19 protein-coding genes and 1 other annotated feature are annotated in these 19,912 nt (G+C 38.5%); of the genes, 1 reads left to right on the forward strand and 18 read right to left on the reverse strand.

Features of this window, described 5'->3' with window-relative positions; translation table 11 throughout:
• Positions 1–113: 113 nt before the first annotated feature.
• The 3 genes from rplT to infC are packed head-to-tail and all read right to left on the reverse strand — an operon-like array spanning position 114 to position 1,248.
• A complete protein-coding gene (rplT, locus tag VCHSUH04_RS06545; RefSeq protein WP_005376311.1) occupies positions 114–464 on the reverse strand; it encodes a 50S ribosomal protein L20 in 351 nt (116 codons plus the stop codon).
• Positions 465–510: 46 nt separating this feature from the next.
• Positions 511–708, reverse strand: coding sequence for a 50S ribosomal protein L35 (rpmI, locus tag VCHSUH04_RS06550; protein WP_004696338.1), 198 nt, complete (start codon positions 706–708; stop codon positions 511–513).
• A 21-nt stretch (positions 709–729) separates the two neighbouring features.
• Positions 730–1,248 carry a translation initiation factor IF-3 gene (infC, locus tag VCHSUH04_RS06555; RefSeq protein ID WP_005386139.1) on the reverse strand — a complete coding sequence of 173 codons (519 nt, stop codon included), beginning with the start codon at positions 1,246–1,248 and terminating at the stop codon, positions 730–732.
• A gap of 435 nt (positions 1,249–1,683) precedes the next feature.
• Between infC and VCHSUH04_RS06560 the strand changes: the two genes are divergently transcribed.
• Positions 1,684–3,177: a DASS family sodium-coupled anion symporter gene (locus tag VCHSUH04_RS06560; RefSeq protein ID WP_105085855.1), complete on the forward strand. Its 1,494-nt coding sequence runs from the start codon at positions 1,684–1,686 to the stop codon at positions 3,175–3,177.
• Between the two features lie 149 nt (positions 3,178–3,326).
• Here the strand turns inward: VCHSUH04_RS06560 and VCHSUH04_RS06565 are convergent, their stop codons facing one another.
• From VCHSUH04_RS06565 to VCHSUH04_RS06635, 15 genes are all read right to left on the reverse strand, one after another.
• Positions 3,327–3,884, reverse strand: coding sequence for a MarR family winged helix-turn-helix transcriptional regulator (locus VCHSUH04_RS06565; protein ID WP_105085856.1), 558 nt, complete (start codon positions 3,882–3,884; stop codon positions 3,327–3,329).
• 678 nt (positions 3,885–4,562) lie between these two features.
• Positions 4,563–5,768: an MFS transporter gene (locus VCHSUH04_RS06570; protein ID WP_105085857.1), complete on the reverse strand. Its 1,206-nt coding sequence runs from the start codon at positions 5,766–5,768 to the stop codon at positions 4,563–4,565.
• 115 nt (positions 5,769–5,883) lie between these two features.
• Positions 5,884–7,794, reverse strand: a complete 1,911-nt coding sequence (thrS, locus tag VCHSUH04_RS06575) for a threonine--tRNA ligase (protein ID WP_105085858.1) — start codon at positions 7,792–7,794, stop codon at positions 5,884–5,886.
• A 75-nt stretch (positions 7,795–7,869) separates the two neighbouring features.
• Positions 7,870–8,102, reverse strand: a binding site (T-box leader).
• Positions 8,103–8,215: 113 nt separating this feature from the next.
• On the reverse strand, positions 8,216–9,205 hold the full coding sequence (locus VCHSUH04_RS06580; protein ID WP_105085859.1) for a hypothetical protein: 990 nt from the start codon (positions 9,203–9,205) through the stop codon (positions 8,216–8,218).
• 61 nt (positions 9,206–9,266) lie between these two features.
• The gene (locus VCHSUH04_RS06585) at positions 9,267–9,542 is read right to left on the reverse strand and encodes a DUF4911 domain-containing protein (protein WP_105085860.1); all 276 of its coding nucleotides are present in this window, start codon (positions 9,540–9,542) and stop codon (positions 9,267–9,269) included.
• A 96-nt stretch (positions 9,543–9,638) separates the two neighbouring features.
• On the reverse strand, positions 9,639–10,880 hold the full coding sequence (locus VCHSUH04_RS06590) for a U32 family peptidase (protein ID WP_105085861.1): 1,242 nt from the start codon (positions 10,878–10,880) through the stop codon (positions 9,639–9,641).
• Positions 10,880–11,488, reverse strand: a complete 609-nt coding sequence (locus VCHSUH04_RS06595; RefSeq protein WP_024066665.1) for an O-methyltransferase — start codon at positions 11,486–11,488, stop codon at positions 10,880–10,882. Before VCHSUH04_RS06595 ends, VCHSUH04_RS06590 begins: the two co-directional genes overlap by 1 nt.
• A 23-nt stretch (positions 11,489–11,511) precedes the next feature.
• Positions 11,512–12,918, reverse strand: a complete 1,407-nt coding sequence (gene mltG, locus VCHSUH04_RS06600) for an endolytic transglycosylase MltG (protein WP_105085862.1) — start codon at positions 12,916–12,918, stop codon at positions 11,512–11,514.
• 170 nt (positions 12,919–13,088) lie between these two features.
• Positions 13,089–13,385: a DUF1292 domain-containing protein gene (locus VCHSUH04_RS06605; protein WP_105085863.1), complete on the reverse strand. Its 297-nt coding sequence runs from the start codon at positions 13,383–13,385 to the stop codon at positions 13,089–13,091.
• 26 nt (positions 13,386–13,411) lie between these two features.
• Positions 13,412–13,831 carry a Holliday junction resolvase RuvX gene (gene ruvX, locus VCHSUH04_RS06610; RefSeq protein ID WP_105085864.1) on the reverse strand — a complete coding sequence of 140 codons (420 nt, stop codon included), beginning with the start codon at positions 13,829–13,831 and terminating at the stop codon, positions 13,412–13,414.
• Complete coding sequence (locus VCHSUH04_RS06615) at positions 13,831–14,091, reverse strand: IreB family regulatory phosphoprotein (protein WP_009351224.1); 261 nt, start codon at positions 14,089–14,091, stop codon at positions 13,831–13,833. Before VCHSUH04_RS06615 ends, ruvX begins: the two co-directional genes overlap by 1 nt.
• A gap of 154 nt (positions 14,092–14,245) precedes the next feature.
• Positions 14,246–16,861 carry an alanine--tRNA ligase gene (gene alaS / locus VCHSUH04_RS06620; protein WP_105085865.1) on the reverse strand — a complete coding sequence of 872 codons (2,616 nt, stop codon included), beginning with the start codon at positions 16,859–16,861 and terminating at the stop codon, positions 14,246–14,248.
• A 216-nt stretch (positions 16,862–17,077) separates the two neighbouring features.
• On the reverse strand, positions 17,078–17,887 hold the full coding sequence (locus VCHSUH04_RS06625; RefSeq protein WP_105085866.1) for a C40 family peptidase: 810 nt from the start codon (positions 17,885–17,887) through the stop codon (positions 17,078–17,080).
• An 83-nt stretch (positions 17,888–17,970) separates the two neighbouring features.
• Complete coding sequence (locus VCHSUH04_RS06630) at positions 17,971–18,981, reverse strand: glycosyltransferase family 2 protein (protein WP_105085867.1); 1,011 nt, start codon at positions 18,979–18,981, stop codon at positions 17,971–17,973.
• Positions 18,982–19,503: 522 nt separating this feature from the next.
• Positions 19,504–19,881, reverse strand: coding sequence for a hydrogenase expression/formation C-terminal domain-containing protein (locus VCHSUH04_RS06635; protein WP_060923948.1), 378 nt, complete (start codon positions 19,879–19,881; stop codon positions 19,504–19,506).
• Positions 19,882–19,912: the final 31 nt, after the last annotated feature.

The following is a 19,912-nucleotide window of genomic DNA, read 5'->3' on the forward strand; positions in this document are numbered from 1 at the left end:
CCGCCTCTATTCTCCCGCTCTAACACAACACGATTGTATTTTTACTATAGCATACTTTCACCATGCAAAAAAGGACTCTCCAAAGAGAGTCCTTAGTCTGTATTGTTATGCTATTAAGCGTTTTTAGCTACTTCAACAAGTTTAGCGAATGCTGCTGCATCGTTAACTGCCAAGTCAGCCAACATTTTACGGTTAACTTCAACGCCTGCTTTAGTCAAACCAGCGATGAAACGGCTGTAAGTTGTGCCATTGATGCGAGCCGCTGCGTTGATACGAGCGATCCACAATTGACGGAATTCGCGTTTTTTCGCACGACGGTCACGACGAGCGTAGTACAACGCTTTCATTACTGTTTCGTTAGCTTTTTTGAACAAACGGGAACGAGTACCGCGGTAACCTTTAGCTAATTTTAAAATCTTTTTATGACGTGCATGAGCTGTAACGCCCTTTTTCACTCTTGCCATTGTATATTCCTCCTAAATTACGATATATCGATCTAATAGTTAACGATTAAGCGTATGGTAAGCATTTAGCTACGCGTTTGTGGTCAGCTTTTGCAACCAATGTAGCTTTACGCAAATTACGTTTACGAGCTGGAGATTTTTTCTCAAGAATGTGACTTTTGAAAGCTTTTGCACGCTTGAATTCACCAGTACCAGTTACTGCAAAACGTTTAGCCGCTGCGCGACGAGTTTTAATTTTTGGCATAATTATAATCCTCCCAAAACATTATTTACTTACTAAAATCATGGTCATGTTACGACCTTCTAATTTAGCTGCTTTTTCAATAGACGCTGTTTCTTTGAGTTCTTCAGCGAAACGTGTCAATACTGCCATGCCTAGTTCTGGATGTGAAAGTTCACGACCGCGGAACATGATAGTTACTTTTACTTTGTTACCTTCACCCAAGAATTTGGATGCGTTTTTCATTTTTACGTAAAAGTCATGGTCTTCAATATGTGGACGTAACTTAACTTCTTTTAAGGTTACGATTTTTTGTTTCTTTTTCGCTTCTTTCTCGCGTTTTTGTTGTTCATAACGATATTTACCGTAGTTCATAATGCGAGCTACCGGTGGTTTAGCGTTAGGTGCAATTTCCACAAGATCAAGATGCTTTTCTTCAGCCAATGCCAATGCCTCACGGCCAGACATAATGCCGATTTGTTCGTTTTCAGGACCTACGACACGAAGTTCACGAGCACGAATCTCTTCATTAATGCGTGGTGTATCCTTGCTAATAGCATTCACCTCCAAGAGAATAAAAAAAACGGACGGCAAACACCATCCGAATAGAGTTCTCTATATTAACCTCATACTTCATGGTATTAGGTGAGTGGCGGATGGCCTCTGCTTCATAAATTACTTAATTATAATAACAAATCGACTGATGAAAGTCAACAAAAAATATTGAACTTTTAACAATGAATTTGTTAATACAACTCTTATAGTATAACAGACATTATAAGTTCTGTATATAGGTATACTTACTGACACCTATCTCTCTTTATGTATACAATATTCCTATAAATTATACAACTAATTCTATAGAAAATACGATACAATAATATTTATAGAATAGTCTAGCTTATATAGTTTACTTTATAGGATAGTCTAGTTTATATAGCTTACCTTATTTATTATTATACAGTAATAGGTATTACACAAATTGAAAGGAGTTTTATTATGAGTGTAACAACCCCTGTCCCTCCTCAAAAGGCACGTACAACTGCTCAAAATATTGGTCTTATTTTATCTTTCATTGTTCTAGGTGGCATTTTATTATTACCTACACCAGAAACATTATCTACAGGTGGTCATCGTATGATCGGTGTTCTTGCCTTTGCTATTATCTTGTGGATGACCTCAGCTGTTTCCTATCCAGTGAGTGCTACTATGATTACAGCTCTTACAGCTTTACTATTAGGGTTCTCACCGAATCCGGAAGCACCAGCTAAAGCGATGGGTACAGCCAATGCCTTAAAGCTTATCATTTCTGGTTATTCTTCACCGGCTATGATTCTTGTAGGCGCAGCTATGTTTATCTCCGTAGCTATGCGTAAAACAGGTCTTGATCGGCGTATTGCTATGCTCGTTTTATCTAGTGTTGGTACTAAGGTGAGCCGCATCTATTTAGGTGTTATTATTACAGGTCTCATTCTCGCCTTTTTCGTACCAAGTGCAACGGCTCGAATTGCCTGCTTAGCACCGATTATCATCGGTATTGTTGAGAACCTAGGCATCGAACGTAAAAGCCGCGTAGCAGCTCTACTCATGGTAGGTGCTGTACAAGCCGATACATTTTGGAATATTATGATTCAAACTGCAGCAGCGCAAAACCTCGTGGCTGTAGGCTTTATGCAAACTCAGATGAATACTTCTATCAGTTGGATAGATTGGCTAACCGCAGCGGCTCCGTTCTCTATTATTATGGTTATCATCGCCTACTTCTTAACACAAGCATTAATTAAGCCGGAGTTTAAAGAACTTGTAGGTGGCGACGTACAACTCGCTAAAATGCGCCAAGAAATTGGTCCTATGAGCATGGATGAAAAGAAACTATTATGTATCTCTATTGGACTACTCGCATTGTGGGCTACTGGTGGCAAGCTCCATTCTATTGACACAACAACCACTACAATTGTGGCCATTGCATTATTCTTCTTCCCTAAAATTGGTATTATGGATTGGAAATTTGCACAGCCAAATATCGACTGGGGCTCCATCGTTATGTTTGGTGCTGGTATCGGTCTTGGCGCTGTATTACTTAAGACAAAAGCAGCCACTTGGCTTGCTCAAGTATTCGTAAACGCCTTCTCCCTTGAAAGCGCTAGCGTATTCATCTTAATAGCCGTAATGGCAGCCTTCCTCATTGTTATCCACCTAGGCTTTGCATCTGCTACAGCCCTATCCTCAGCTATGATTCCTATCGTAATTTCTATTGTAGTTGGACATAACGCAGAAGGTCTTAACCCAATCGGCGTAACCATGCTTATGCAATATGCGATCTGCTTTGGTTTAGTGTTACCAGTAAACTCACCTCAAGGTATGGTGGCTTACGGTACAGATACTTTCGATGTAAAAACATTTATGACTACAGGTATTCCATTGACTATCATTGGCTATGTAATGATGCTCGTATTTGCCCTTACATATTGGCACTGGATTGGTATAGCTTAAAACTAACTAACAAAACATCAAAATCCTGCAATTTCTTATTAACAAAAATTGTAGGATTTTTTGTTTTAACTGGTTAACTTACTCCATATCCCCACTTTATCTATTATGCTCACGCACTCTATCGCTTACTTCAATACTTACTCTATTTCTTACTCTATTTTTTCTGGACTAAAATGTCTAAGTATAAATGTTAGATCAGATTTAATATCACTCTTCTTATTTTTGCGCATAGCTGAAAACATATTACCTAATACTTTATCATGCACAACTTGTACTTCTTCAAATAAAAGCTTTCCTTCATAAGTTAAAGCAAGACTTTTAGATCGTCTATCAGTTGAACACACACTACAAGTCAATAAACCTTTCTTTGTTAAATTTTTTACAACTGCAAATAAATTTCCATACGACACTCGTAACTCATCAACAATAAATCCTAATGTTGGCTTACACGAGGAAACATAAACAAACTCCAAAACATTATACTGCATCGGTGTTAATCCAAACCGTTTTAATACGGCTACTTCCCTATCATAAACTACAGTATATATACGCTCAAATAAAAACCATAACTTCTTATCCTCTGGCATAAATACATCTCTAGGAACTTTTTTGGCTAACTTTAACCGTTTACCGTATCGCATAGCTCGCTCTAATCGATTAAAACCTTCTTCACTCTCACTAACCTCACGTAATCGTAATCGCGCCAATAGACTCACTCCTTTACTATTTTACAAATTTTCCATACATAACCTATTTTCCAGATACTACCAGTTAAAAATATTTATTTTTAACTGGTAGTATCTCTAAATCAGCTTATATCTCCGCTTAGCAGAATTACTTTTAACTGGTAGTATCTCTAAGTCAACTTATATCTCCACTTAGCAAAATTACTTTTAACTGGTAATATCTCTAAATCAGCTTATATCTCTGCTTATCAGAATTACTTTTAACTGGTAATATCTCTAAATCAGCTTATATCTTCACTTAGCAGAATTGCTTTTAACTGGTAGTATCTCTAAGTCAGCTTATATCTCTACTTAGCAAAATTACTTTTAACTGGTAGTATCTCTAAAATGACTTATATCTGTCCTTAAAAATTATTTTTAACTGGTAGTACCAGCAAAATAATATAATTAATTAAAGCTTGCATTGTATTTTTACATCAAAGTATGAATAACCAAAATAATATTCGACAAAGATTCTAAAACTCCTGCAAAATAACAGTATTATTCCGAATTACTAGAAATATAATTACAAATTAAAATACAAACAAAATTGAAATACAAGCACAAAAAAGCGCTGTCCGAAGACAGCGCTTAATGTAGTTAAATTATTTACTACTCTTATTTACTAGTTTTGTTTATTAATCTTATTTACTCGTTTTCTTATTCTAATTCCTTACCTTTAAGTTCAGGAATCAAGAATAGGGTTGCAAGAATATCAAGTACATAGATAATAGCTAGGAATGCAATTGCTACTTGGTAGGAGTACATAGAGATGATCATGCCTACTACCATTGGGCTAAAGCCGCCTACGGCACGACCAATATTAAATAGTACGTTTTGAGCCGTTGCACGAGCAGTTGTTGGGTAGGCTTCTGCCATCAAGGCACCATAGCCACCCATCATACCGTTTACAGCAGCACCTAAGATAGCACCAGCAAATAGCATGGCAGTTGGATCAGATAGTTGAGAGTAGATTAAAATAGATGCTACAGCACATACTTGGAATAGGATGAATGTAGGTTTACGACCTATTTTATCAGCCAAGCGACCAAATACCCAAATACCGACCATCATGCCACATACAGTAACAGCAGTCCATAAACCGGATTTTGTGAGGGAGAAACCTAATTGCTTACTTAAGAAATTAGGTAACCAAATCATAATACCGTAATAACCAAAGTTTTGAACAGATGTTAAAATAGCAACACCAATAGATGTCTTTGTAGTTCTTACATCTTTTACTAATAACTTGAAAGAGTTTGTATGTGAATGCTCTTTATCTTCTTTACTTTGTACAAAGATTTCTGGTTCATGTAGTTTCGCACGGAATACCCAAGCAATTAAAGCTGGAATAATGCCAACCATAAACATACCACGCCATCCAATAATAGGAATGAGTAATGGTGTTAACAAAGCAGCAGCCAACACGCCTAATTGCCAACCTAAGGCAACGTAGCTTGTTGCTTTTGCACGGTGTTGAGCAGGCCAAGCTTCAGCAGCGAGCGCCATACCAATACCAAATTCACCACCTAAACCAATACCTGCTATTGTGCGGTAGATAAGAAGATCCCAATAGCCTTGAGCAAAAGCACAGAGGCCAGTAAATATAGCAAATAAAACAATCGTCCAAGTTAAAACGCGAACGCGACCAAATTTATCTGACAAGGTACCGAAGATGAAACCACCAAGTACGGCACCAACCAAGGTCCACGTCACAAGAGACCCCGCTTGACCTGTGGTCAAACCTAAATCTCCAGAAATTAGTGTCAGCATAAAGCCAAGAATTAAGAGGTCAAAACCATCCATAGCATAACCAATGGAGGAACCAATAACGGCTTTCCAGCCATATGAATTTACTTCTTTCATAGTATTTCCTTTCGCTACTCACAGGTAACAATTAAAGAGATAGCCCCCACTATACAAATGGCCAACGCCTAGACTTAAGTCTAATGAAAGGCTTTAGTATATGGGGGCTACATATTTAGTTACGTTCTTTGATTTCGATTTTAATAGAATTGAAGAATTCTTCGAATGGTACAGAACCTAATTCGTCACCGCCGTGTTTACGAACGTTAACTGTGCCTTCTTCAACTTCTTTATCGCCTACCACAAGCATGTATGGAACTTTTGCCATTTGTGCTTGGCGGATTTTGTAGCCAATTTTTTCGCTACGATCATCCACTTCTACACGTACATAGTCGCGGTGCATTTGTTTTGCCAATTCTTTAGCATATTCAACATGTTTTTCAGAGATAGGTAAGATTTTAACTTGTACAGGAGCCATCCAAGTTGGGAATGCGCCTGCATAGTGTTCAGTTAAAATACCGATGAAACGTTCCATAGAACCGAAGCATGCACGGTGAATCATGATAGGACGATGTTTTTGACCATCTTCACCAATGTATTCGATTTGGAAACGTTCAGGCAAGTTCATATCCAATTGAATAGTACCACATTGCCATGTACGGCCTAAGGAATCTTCGATATGGTAGTCAAGTTTAGGGCCGTAGAATGCGCCGTCGCCAGGGTTAATTACATAAGGAATGCCTTTTGCTTCAATTGCATTGCGCAATGCTTCTGTAGCTGCTTCCCAAATGGCATCATCACCCATTGCGTTGTCTGGTTTAGTAGACAATTCCACATGATATTTTAAACCGAATTGGCTATAAATACGGTCGAACAATTCGATAACTTTCATCAATTCAGATTGCATTTGATCTGGCAACATGAATACATGCGCATCATCTTGTGTGAATGCACGTACACGGAATAAGCCGTGTAAAGCACCGGACAATTCATGACGGTGAACTAAACCAAGTTCAGCATAACGTAATGGGAAGTCGCGATAGGAATGCATTTCGTTTTGGTAAACCAAAATACCGCCTGGGCAGTTCATTGGTTTAATTGCATATTCTTCATCATCGATGATTGTAGTGTACATGTTTTCACGGTAATGGAACCAGTGACCAGATGTTTCCCATAATTGTTTATTTAAGATGATTGGTGTACGAATTTCTTCGTAATCGAATTCATGGTGAACTTCACGCCAGAAGTTTTCCAATTCGTTGCGAAGAGCCATACCTTTTGGTAAGAAGAATGGGAAGCCAGGACCTTCTTCTTTGATAACGAACAAGCCAAGTTCTTTACCAAGTTTACGATGGTCGCGTTTAGCTGCTTCTTCAAGCAAGTGAAGGTATGCATCAAGTTCTTCTTTCTTTTCAAATGCTGTACCGTAAATACGTTGCAACATTTTATTCTTTTCATCGCCGCGCCAGTATGCACCTGCAATGCTTTGTAATTTGAAAGCTTTTACCTTACCAGTAGATGCCACGTGAGGACCTGCACAAAGATCGATGAAGTCGCCTTGCGCATAGCAAGAGATAACAGCATCTTCAGGAAGATCTTCAATCAATTCTACCTTGTAATCTTCGTTTTTAGATTTGAAGAACTCGATAGCTTCTTGACGAGACATTACAGATTTAGTGATAGGCAAGTTTTCTTTCACAATACGGCTCATTTCCTTTTCGATTTTGCCTAAATCTTCAGGAGTCAAAGTATGTTCCATATCGATATCATAGTAGAAACCTTTATCGATAGCAGGACCGATAGCCAATTTAGCTTCAGGCCATAAGCGTTTTACCGCTTGAGCCAAGATATGAGATGCTGTGTGGCGCAAAGTATGTTTACCACCATCTTCTTCGAATGTTAAGAACGCTACTTCAGAACCATCGACTAATTCTTCGCGAAGGTCTGTTAATTCACCATTTACGTTTGCAGCTAGTACTTTTTTAGCCAAGCTGTTAGATAATTGTTTTACTGCTTCCCCAAGAGTAGTGCCAGCAGCGTATTCCTTTGCACTACCATCAGGTAAAATGATTTTTACATCTGCCATTTTAATTTCCTCCAATTTATTATCTAGGATAGACTGAATTTTTGTAATAAAAAAAAGACCCTCTATCCCTACAAAACAAGGGACGAAGATCATTCGCGGTTCCACCCTAGTTAACTACCTATACGAATATATGTGTATAGTTAATTCACTTCATTAAGCCCGATAACGGTGGCGGCCGTATTTGCCTACTTAGGTTCGACAAATCAGTTTAAAGGGGGTAACTCTGATATATGTGTAAGGCATTTCCAGCATCTGCCTCTCTCTGGTACACAGGGATATGAGAATCATGTCCTTTGCATAACTTTTACTAGATTATAGTATCACAGGGAATTAAAAAATTCAATACGGTTCAACAGTAAATTTCATAAATCTTATATATAACAAAACGGCCCGAGTATATCGAGCCGTTTGATATTGTATATTAGCGTTTGAAGTTTGTAGACAACATAGCACCAATTACTTTTTCCAATTTGCTATTGGAAAGGTCTGGGCCTTTGTAGAGTGTTAAAAGTACATCGTTAGAGTTATCTTGTTTAGAAACCATCATAACACCGCTACCGCGAGCACCGTTATCATCATAGTCTTTTGCTACGATAACGAGGTTCAAGTAATGATCCTTCATGTATGTGTACACTTTGCTTGTACGGGCAGAAGAACCAATCATTTTTGCCATGCTCATGCCACGGTTAAATACGATTGTATTTGCATTATGAGGATTTGCTGCTAATTGTTGTTTTTCCTCTTCATTTAAAGGCATGAGGTTTACCATGAGGGAGTCACCCATTTTACCACGGAACATAGCTGGCATTGTTTCACGCACGTCTTCAGGAATACCTGTGTCAGCAGTCAATTTTAATTCTTTAGGAACAGTCATATATAGAACGCCCTTGCTGTTTCGGCCTACCGCTGTTGTACTGAGGTCTACGGCGCTAAGCATAATAGAATCTTTAATAGTGGCTACTTGATTTGCCAATGGCTTTTCAGGAATGCCACGGCTTGCCAATTGTACGTCACCAGATTTAGTTTTTTTCAAGGTTTCTACATTCCAGTTAGCACCTTTTTTGTCAGCATCGCTAGCCTCTGTGAAAGCATTCGCCCCATCTTTTGTGCCTACATACACGTACGTTTGAGCTGGGATAATTGTATCTGGCGCACCAGTTTTATTGAACGCTGCACCATATACAACATTAGGAATCACAGTGGAGCCAACTTGTAAATTATTGTTAGTTTGACTTTCCACATCAAAGTTGATATTACCAGTGAAGGTCATATCAGGACCATGATTGATGACTACTACATCCCCTGCTTGAGGAATAATAACAGGGCCTACAGGACCTGCCATAGCTACGCCTGCCATAGATACACTTAGACAAGCTGTTAATAATGCACGTTTCAACATAGATTGTTTCATAGATATACTCTCATTTCTCTACTAGGTCTAAACATTTTGATGTAATTATAAAAATATGATATTAATCCTCGATAGTGATATAGTCCGATAGACTACTTAATAATTCAATAGCCAAGGGCCGTGTTGAAGGTGTACACCTTAGCATACATCGTCCATTTACATCAATAGATGTCATAACCCCTAAGTATTCATAGCCTTCAATGATGCGATTGATATAGTTCGTATACTTCGGTTCAAGATGAAAGTACACATACGCCTCTTCCCCAGAGGTTGCTAAATCTGGTACATCAGTAAATGCACCGATAGATTTACTCGGTTCTAAAGATGTACCACTCATAAGTCCTCCTACACATCATTACTATAAAATGTAAATGCTATACATGTCACTAGTATAGGCATCCATTAGATATGTTTGTCGTTAATATACTACGTACTAAGCTTCTTTTGGTTTGCACTCACGGCGCATCATAGAATACGGCTCAAGTGGTGTATCCATGTAGATACGTACTTTCATTTGCGCATGAGGCGCTACGTCGATTGGATTACCATCTTCGTCTGTCATTTTTTCAATTACAGTTTCCACAAGTTCACCTTTAGGTTGGCAGAATTCTACTTTATCTCCTACCTTGAAGTTATTACGTTGTTCAAGATCAACGTATTTTTCTTCTTCGTTGTAGCCCATAACTAAACCGATGAAGTCATGGCTTTGTGTATTGGTAGATTTACCATAGTTTTGAGCTGTTTCATCAGGACGACCTTCTGCAAAACCATCTGTATATGGACGGTGAGAAATCTTTTCTAATTCTGCAATCCATTCTGGACGAACATACCAGTCTTTACCTTCTTTAAGATATGTATCGATAGCTGTACGGTATACCTTTGCTACTGTTGCACAATAATGAACGGATTTCATACGGCCTTCAATTTTAAGGCTATCAATACCAGCTTCGTATAAATCTGGAATGCGGTGAATCAAGCACAAATCTTTAGAGTTAAAGATATATGTACCATGTTCATCCTCTTCAATTGGATAGTATTCACCAGGTCGGTTAGATTCCACGAGGGAGTATTTCCAACGACAAGATTGAGAACATTGACCGCGGTTCGCATCGCGATTGCCTGTCATGTAGTTAGACAATAGACAACGACCAGAGTAAGAAATACACATGGAGCCATGTACGAAGGATTCGATTTCGATATCTACATTGTCCTTCATTTCTTTAAGGTCCGCCAAAGACACTTCACGAGCTGCTACAACACGTGTAGCACCAAGTTCTTTCCACATTTGAACTGTATGCCAGTTTGTCGTAGATGCTTGTGTACTTACGTGAAGTTCAAGGCCTGGAGCTACGCGTTTAGCAAGGCTAAAAATACCCATATCGGCAACGATGATTGCATCAACGCCGATACTTTCAAGGAATTTCAAATAATCCTCTAAGCCTTCAAAGTCCTCGTTATGAGGAATGATATTACATGTTACATGGATTTTCTTGCCATGAGCATGTACAAATTCTACAGCTTCCTTTAATTCCTCGTCGGAGAAATTAGAGTTACCTGCGCGCAAGCCAAAGCGTTTACCTGCGCAATATACGGCATCCGCACCATAGCGAATTGCCATTTTAAGCTTGTCCATATTACCAGCTGGACAAAGCAATTCCATAAAATGTTCTGCCATTATTTGTTGTGCCCTTTCCACACACTCACACTCATGCCATCCCCCATTGGGTAAATGGTGGTGTTAAACAATTCTTTATTTTCAACATATGTTAAGTATTCTTTTAACCGTTTTACGATAGTTTTGAACCGTTTTGGCGGCTCCTTATCGCCCCTTACATAGCCTCTAAAGAGTACATTGTCCGCCAGGATAACGCCTCCTTCTTTCACATGAGGCAAAATGAGCTCTAATTGCTTTAGATATTGCCCCTTAGGGCCATCTAAGAACACTAGATCATATTCACCAGTGAGTTCCGTTAAGACTTGAGACGCATCGCCTTTCAACAATGTAATTTTATCGGCATAATCAGATTGGTTAATATAATATTTCGCCATTTCGTGACGCACATCATCTAATTCAATAGATGTAATGTGTCCCTCCTCTTTATCAAGTAGCGGAGCCATCAATAAAGCTGAGTAACCAATGGCGGTGCCCACCTCTAACACAGAGGTGGGCCGGTACAAACCTATTAATTCTTCAAAGAGATGAACCTCAGATTCTCGTAGAATCGGTACATCATTAATCATCGCGTAAATACGCTGTTCATTTAAAATATCATTTAATGTCATGAAAGTAGATTCAATCTCCTACATTATTTATTGCTATTACCACTAGGAACTACCAACGTAGAACGATCCACAGATTCAGCTGGCTTTACTTCAATATGGGGTACTTGTTGTGTACTTGGTACAACATTTTGCATAGATTCTGGAGCAGGTGTTGTAGTTGGCACATAAGAGTTAGAACTAGATGATTGAGTTGCTGGTGCAGATTGAGCTGGTGCTTGTGGAGCTGGTGTTGGTGCTGGAATTTCAGCAGCTGGAACAGTTGTTGGCGTGTATTTATACGTAGGTTCAACGTCAACATATTGAGAATCAGCTTCGACCGCTTCTGCAGAACTATAGTTGTAGTCAGGCTCCGTAGTTGCCACAGCCACGTCATAGTTAGGACCTGCTTGTACTGCAGCCCCAGTATTAGAAGAAGTAGCCGTATCATTACCATAAATTTTATGAACCGCTGCTAAATGCTCTTCATATGTTTTAGAGAAGTGGTTATGTCCATCTTTATCTGCTACAAAGTATAAATAATCTGTATCTTCAGAATGCAATACTGCATCTAACGCTTTTTTACCAGGGTTAGCAATCGGTCCTGGTGGTAAACCTTTAGACACATAGGTGTTATAAGGACTTTGTAACTGCGTATCACCAATAGTTACATCTTCCTTCGCATAACCTAGAACATAGGAAATGGTTGCATCCGATTGCAATGGAATACCATGGGCTAACCGTTTTTTAAATACCCCTGCAATTGTTGGACGGTCTGCATCAAACAAAGATTCACGTTCAACAATGGATGCCAATGTTACAAAGTCATGAATACTCATGTGTTGAGCTTGAATTTGTTTCTTCACAGCTGGTGTGAGGTAACGATTCATTTCGTCAGCCATCATTTGAATCACTTCACGTGGCGTTGCACCTACTGGAATTTCATAGGTACTTGGGAATAAGAAGCCCTCTACCGGATATGTAGCAGGTCTTGTACCTTTCATATAAGGATATGGTACAAAGGTCTTTGCTTCTGCTAAGAAATCCTTTGCCTTCATAATTTGATTTTTTTCAAGAACGATAGCAATATCACCAACTGTGTATCCTTCAGGAATTGTAACACGAATAGATTCTACATGACCTTCTTGTAATAAAGAAATGAGTTCGCGCACAGTTACCTTGTTAGGAATTTGGTAGTGACCAGTTTGAAGTTTATCATTGGTGCCGCTCAAATATAACCAAAGCTTAAAGCCTTGTGTGGAACGAATAAGACCTCGTTCATAGAGCATGTCTGCAATTTCAGTACCAGTCTGCCCTTTTTCAATGACAAGAACTTGTGTACCATCATCTTGAGCAAAGGTATTTGGCACTAAATAAATTGCTCCCAAACCACCTGCGATGATTAATACGCCTACAATAATAAGGATTAAAATATATCTTAAGGCTTTTCTCACGACGTTGAGTTCCTTTCTGTAACATAACAGTATTTATCATCTTATTATACCATAAAGTCCATATTTCCCCTATATAAAAGGACATTATCATATTATGGACCCCTTAATAAATAGCAAATAAAAATAGCGTATTGCCCAAAGACAACACGCTAGATTTATAAAGAATACGACTACTCGCCATCTTCCATTTCTTCATACAATTTTACTAGAGTTTCAAAGTTTTCATCATCTTCATCTAAAGGTACGTATTCTTCTACGCCTTCTTCATTTTTTTCGATGCGAGCCAAGATCATGTATGTATCATCTTGACCTTCGTGGTCAGCCTCTTCATCTTGTACATGTACAAGAACAGCATATTCTTGGCCTTCATGACTTAAAATAATGTCCTCTGTGAAGTACTGTTTGTTACCATTTTCATCTTCGAATTCCAAGTAATATACTTCGCCTTCAAAATTTTGGTCAACCATCGGAAACCCTCCTTAAGAAAAAATACTTATTTATTAAACTGCAAGCGATCTAAATATCCTTGCAAAATTACAACCGCTGCCATTTTATCAATAACGGACTTACGTTTTTTACGACTCACGTCAGCTGCAATGAGTTGGCGTTCAGCCATAACTGTAGATAACCGCTCATCCCAATATGTAACAGGTAAATCGATGACTTCCTTCATCTTTTCAACGAATTCTTCGGTCTTTTCAGCCCGTTCACCTTTTGTACCATTCATATTTTTCGGCATACCTACTACAAGTTCATGTACTTCATACTCAGTAATGAGTTCTTGTAAGCGGTTAAAGTCTTTTTCAAGAGATGTTCTACGAATGGTTTCAATACCTTGTGCTGTCATGAGCAGTGCATCACTACAGGCAATACCGATAGTACGGCTGCCCACATCTAATGACATAATTCTCATTATAGTTGTTTTGCCTTTGCGTATTCTTTCAACAATTCCTCAATCAAGTCATCCCGTTCTAAACGACGGATATCAGAACGTGCATTATTATAGCTTGTAATGTACGCTGGATCCCCAGAAATAAGATACCCTAAGATTTGATTGATTGGATTGTAACCTTTTTCTTGAATAGATTGATAAACACGAGTAAGAACCTCTTCAGCTGTCATCGGTTCATCGTCTACTTTACGGAATAACATAGTTTCATCAGAAACCTTCATCGTATCCCTCCTTTTTATTACATTGGCAGGTTTCACTGTAAAAGTGAAACCTCGCCTCCTATTATACTTGAATTAAAGCTACAAAGTCAGTAACTTTTTATGCATTATAAGATTTTTCTATAACAGATACAAGTATAATTATAAAATTATATGCCTATTGTAACATAGATGTTAAAGCTTCACCACCAGCTTTTAACGCTTCCATCAATTTAGCTGGTTCTTTACCACCTGCTTGAGCCATATCTGGACGGCCACCGCCATTACCACCAGCTACTTGAGCTGCTGCTTTTACGATATTACCAGCTTTAGCGCCTTTAGCCACTACATCTTTGGATACTTTACATACAAAGTTGACTTTGTCATCACCCATAGCAGCGCCTACAAGCACTACGCCAGAACCATCTAATTTATCAAGGCCCATATCAGCCATATCACGTAACTCATCAATAGAGGAAGCTTTTACAGCAGCCGCTACAAATGCTACATCGCCAATCATTACCTTACCAGCAATGATATCTGCCGCACCAGCTGCAGAAACCTCTTTGCGAATTTGTTCTAATTCTTTAGCAGTTTCTTTTGCTTCAGCCAATACTTGGTGCAAACGTTCTTCTACTTGAGGTGCTTTAGTTTTAAGTTCGCCTGCCATGCGTTCAATAGTCAAGCGATCATGTTTTGCTGCATCTAGAGCTGCGCGACCTGTAATTGCTTCAATACGACGTACACCAGAGCCGATACCCGCTTCAGATGTTAAGCGGAAGGAACTAATGAAAGCTGTATTACCTACATGAGAACCACCACATAATTCAACGGAGAAACCAGGAACCTCTACAACGCGAACTACATCACCATATTTATCACCAAAGAGTGCCATCGCACCTTTAGCTTTTGCTTCGTCCATAGACATTTCAGCAATAGCTAAATCTGTAGCTTTTAAAATCTCTTCATTTACAAGAGCTTCAATTTGATCAAGTTCCTCTTGTGTTACAGGAGAGAAGTGAGTGAAGTCGAAACGCAAGTAATCTGGAGTTACTAAGGAACCAGCTTGGTTAACATGCTCGCCTAGAACCTTTTTCAATGCTGCATGTAACAAATGTGTTGCTGTATGATTACGAGCCATAGCAGCACGGCGATTTGTATCTACTTCAAGTGTTACATCATCGCCTTCGGAAATGGAGCCTTCCACAACAGTACCAATATGGTATACAGTGCCTTCAGGTAAACGTTTCGTATTATGAACCTCTACCTTACCCATTGGGCCAACGATAAAGCCTGTATCACCTAATTGACCGCCCCCTTCAGCGTGGAATGGTGTGGTGCGTACGATAACAGTAATTTCATCGCCATCAGCAGCTGTTTGCAAACGTTCAGAGCCTTTGCCGATCATCAATACGGAAGAAGCAGTTACAGCTTCATCTTCAAGAAGCTCTTCGTCTTTCAAGAATGTGATGTCAGGTGTTGCTACCTTAGCATCTTCTTTTACACGAGCTTCACGAGCGCGTTCACGTTGTTCCTTCATAGCTGCTTCAAAACCTTCATGGTCGATTGTAAAGCCGCGTTCAGAAGCGATTTCTTCTGTTAATTCCCAAGGGAATCCGTATGTATCATATAGTTTGAATACTTCTGTACCAGGCACTACAGTTGCTTTTTCAGCCGCAAGTGTATCAATCAAAGAATTCAACAATTCAAGACCTTGTTCCAAGGTTTGGTTGAATCGTTCTTCTTCATTTTGTACAACCCGTTTAACGAAGTCTTGTTTCTCAGCAATAGATTTAATACCAGGGCCAAGAATATCTACTACTACATCAATAAGTGGTGTTAAGAAGATACCTTCAATACCAAGTAAACGGCCATGACGAACAGCACGACGTAAAATACGACGCAGTACGTAACCACGACCTTCGTTAGATGGCAATACGCCATCGGAAATTAATGCAGTTACAGCGCGAGCATGGTCAGCGATAACCTTTAAAGAAACATCAGTATTTGGATTTTCGTTATATGTAACACCAGCGCGTTTAGCTGTAGCTTCAATAATTGGGAAAATCAAATCTGTTTCAAAGTTTGTTTTACAACCTTGTAATACGGAAGCCAATCGTTCAAGACCAGCGCCGGTATCGATGTTTTTATGTTGCAATGGTTCATAAGAACCATCTGGCATTTTATTAAATTGAGTGAATACTAAGTTCCAGATTTCAAGATAGCGATCGCAGTCACAACCTGGTGCACAGTTAGGATCATCACAACCATGTTCAGGACCTTGGTCGAAGAAGATTTCACTATCAGGACCACATGGGCCTTCACCGATTTCCCAGAAGTTATCTTCAAGGCGTGTAATATGACTTTCTTCTACGCCACAATCATTGTGCCATGTATCATATGCTTCTTGGTCATCTGGATATACAGTAACATACAATCTATTTTTATCGAGTTTAATAACTTCAGTTAAGAACTCCCACGCCCAGTGAATTGCTTCTTTTTTGAAGTAGTCACCAAAGGAGAAGTTGCCAAGCATTTCAAAGAATGTATGGTGACGAGCTGTGCGACCTACGTTTTCAAGGTCACCTGTACGCATACATTTTTGGCTTGTTGTAATACGATGACAAGGAGGTACCAATTTACCTGTAAAGAAAGGCTTTAATGGCGCCATACCTGCCCCAATCAATAATAGAGATGGATCGTTTTCTGGTATAAGAGAAAAACTATCTAATTTTAAATGTCCTTTGCTTTCAAAAAACTGCAAGTATGCTTGACGCAGTTCATTACCCTTCATGTGTATATTCCTCCTAAAATTATTTACTCTTCATTATATCGTAAAAATGACATAAAATCTATTAAAAACATTGAGATTATGCGGAATTTACCGACTTTCACAATAGCAAATATAAGGATAAAATTCAATATTTCTAGAAATAAGAAAAAGAGGTTATACAAATCAACAGAACATAATTGATTCGTATAGCCTCTTTTAAAGCTAGTATGTATTGGTTTATACAACGCGTTTTGCGCCGATATAGCGTTCACCCCAATAGCCAGTATCAAGATCTGCTACTGCTACACCACGACTGGAAGTGGCGCTGATGAACTTGCCATCACCAATGTAAATACCGGAGTGAGATGGACCTGGTTCATATGTTTCAAAGAATACCAAATCCCCTGCTTTTAAGTTTGCACGAGAAACCTCAACACCTACGTTATATTGTTCATCTGCTAAACGTGGCAAAGAAATACCTTGTTTTGCAAATACATATTTAACGTAACCAGAGCAGTCGAAACCACTTGGTGTAGTACCACCAAATACATACGGTACACCGCGGTATTTATCCGCTTCAGCCAAGATAGCGTTGATACTGCTTGGAGTTGCATTTTTTGTAATATTATTTAATTTAATATTTTTGCCAGTAATGGATTGACCAGCAATACGACGAGATGTCGCATTGTTGTTTGTGAAAGCGGATTTTGTTGCTACTGCTTTAGTCGCAGCATTTTGAGTCAATACTGCCTTCGTAGAACGAGGAGCGCTCATCAATGCATTATATGTAGCAGGACCTACAATACCGTCCACTGGTAAGCCACGATCTTGTTGGAACAGACGAACTGCCCATTTCGTTTCTTTACCATATACACCATTTTTATCTGTAGCATTATAACCGTGTTTAATTAGTTGTTGTTGAACCGCTGTAACACTTTTGCCCTTATCACCATATTGTAATGTTGTTGCACCTACCATGGCTGTTGTGGCACACACAAAAGTTAATGTTAATGCCGTTATTTTAACCTTACTATATTTTGACTTCATATGCTTCCTTTCCAAAAACTTTTAAAGTAAGTTATTTATTCAAAATATACTAACCGTCTATTTATTTGCATTCACAAATACAGCTAGTCTTCTTTGCTTTTGTTAGTATAAGTCTCAGGTGCCATAAACACATCTGCACTACTCGGTCCAAGTAATGGAGCCTCTTCATGCTCATCAAAGTTTATAGCTGACTTAACCCAATACAAAGGCCGTTGCTTCACCTCTTCAAAAATACGACCTACATACTCGCCAATAATTCCCAGTCCGACGAGTTGAATTCCACCAATGAACAAAATTGATACGCCCAAGGTAGTCCATCCATTCAAGGCTTGTCCCGTAAGATATACATACAAGAGGTGTAATATAAGCAAGAAGCTTAACCCACCACATAGTACACCGACGTATAAAGCAGCCCGTAAAGGAACTCTTGAAAAGGCGGTTACCCCATCGAGAGCAAATCGTATCATTTTACGCACACTAAACTTTGAGACACCTGCAAAACGAGGTGGCGCCACAAAGTGCAACTCAGCTTGTCTATACCCCAAGGCACCGACAATACCGCGCAAGAAACGACCATGTTCTCTAAACCGTTTCAATGTGCCCAATGCTTTACTATTCATGAGACGGAAATCAGATCCACCTTCAACAATAGGAACATCGGCCATTTTGTTCATTAGTTTGTAATAATACTTAGACGTAAAAGATTTAGCCCAACTAGCATCTTCAGTTGAATCACGTATGGTGCGCACCACATCATAGCCTGACTCCCACAACCTAACAAGTTCAGGAATCAAAGCCGGTGGATGCTGCATGTCACCGTCCATTGTAATAACTGCATCTCCATGAGCATAATCAAGACCACAAGTAAGCGCAGTCTGATGCCCAAAATTACGAGCAAGCAATAACACTTTGACATGTTTATCATTGTAAGCAATTTCACGCAATATCATAGCTGACGAATCACTAGAACCATCATCTACGAAGATTAGTTCATAATCGTACGTGAGTCCTGACATAACATCAGTTACAGCTTTATAAAAATTTGCTATGTTCTCTTCTTCGTTATATACAGGCACTACAATAGAAAGTAACATAAATCCTCCAAAGTATTTTACTCACATATTTTATGTTAATTAGTAAATTAAGGCAAATCATCGAGGTTAACAATAGGAAAAATAATATCTATAACCCCAGTAATCATGCGATTTCTACAAACTCTATAGATATTTCTCTTCATTTACTCTATATATAAGTATGATGAATAAGTTATTATTTCACTTATTCGAATAACTACTCAATAATCCATATTATAAAATAAATTTATATCACTAAAAATCTATGAAATACTTTTAATTACTGATTTAATTGCTAATTAATCAAAATATCAAATATATTTTTTACTATAAATATAAGAGTTTCAACTAATTTCATCTTAAATTCATGAAAATTGAAATAATTTCACTAATCACTCTGTGCATAAACCAATTATATATGCCCTAAAATATGCATAAAATACTAATAATATAAAAAACTAACATTATGGTATTAACAAAATAGATTTACTAGAATCTTTTCATCAATAGAGAAGAAAGAGACCCTTATTAGGGTCTCTTTTATTATAGGCCAGCAGCATCAATCCAAGATTGTAAATCTTCCTCTGCAAGCTCCATATCCTCTTCATATGCACCAGCTACCACAGGATACTTTGAAACCTCTACGGTGTGCAAAATCGAATCATCTCGGCCATTTTTAAAAGTTCCAATCCAAATTCCAGAGAATTGAGATTCATACCACTCTACAGGCTGATCAGTTTCATTGAAGTTAATCGTAATATGACCACGGCCAAGTGTTTCTAATACTTCCACTTGTTCTTCCTCTGTGAGCCCTGTTTTCTCAATATAAATTGAATATGTCTCACCCGTTTCTCGCAAGTTTTTAAGAGCTAAACGCAACTCATTTAAAACAGCGCGAACATTACTATAATTCTCAATCATAAATACTCCTATTAGAGATACTCTTTATATC

The sequence above is a fragment of the Veillonella sp. T14073-2 genome (genome assembly GCF_002959875.1).
GTDB classification, from domain to species: Bacteria; Bacillota; Negativicutes; order Veillonellales; family Veillonellaceae; genus Veillonella; species Veillonella infantium.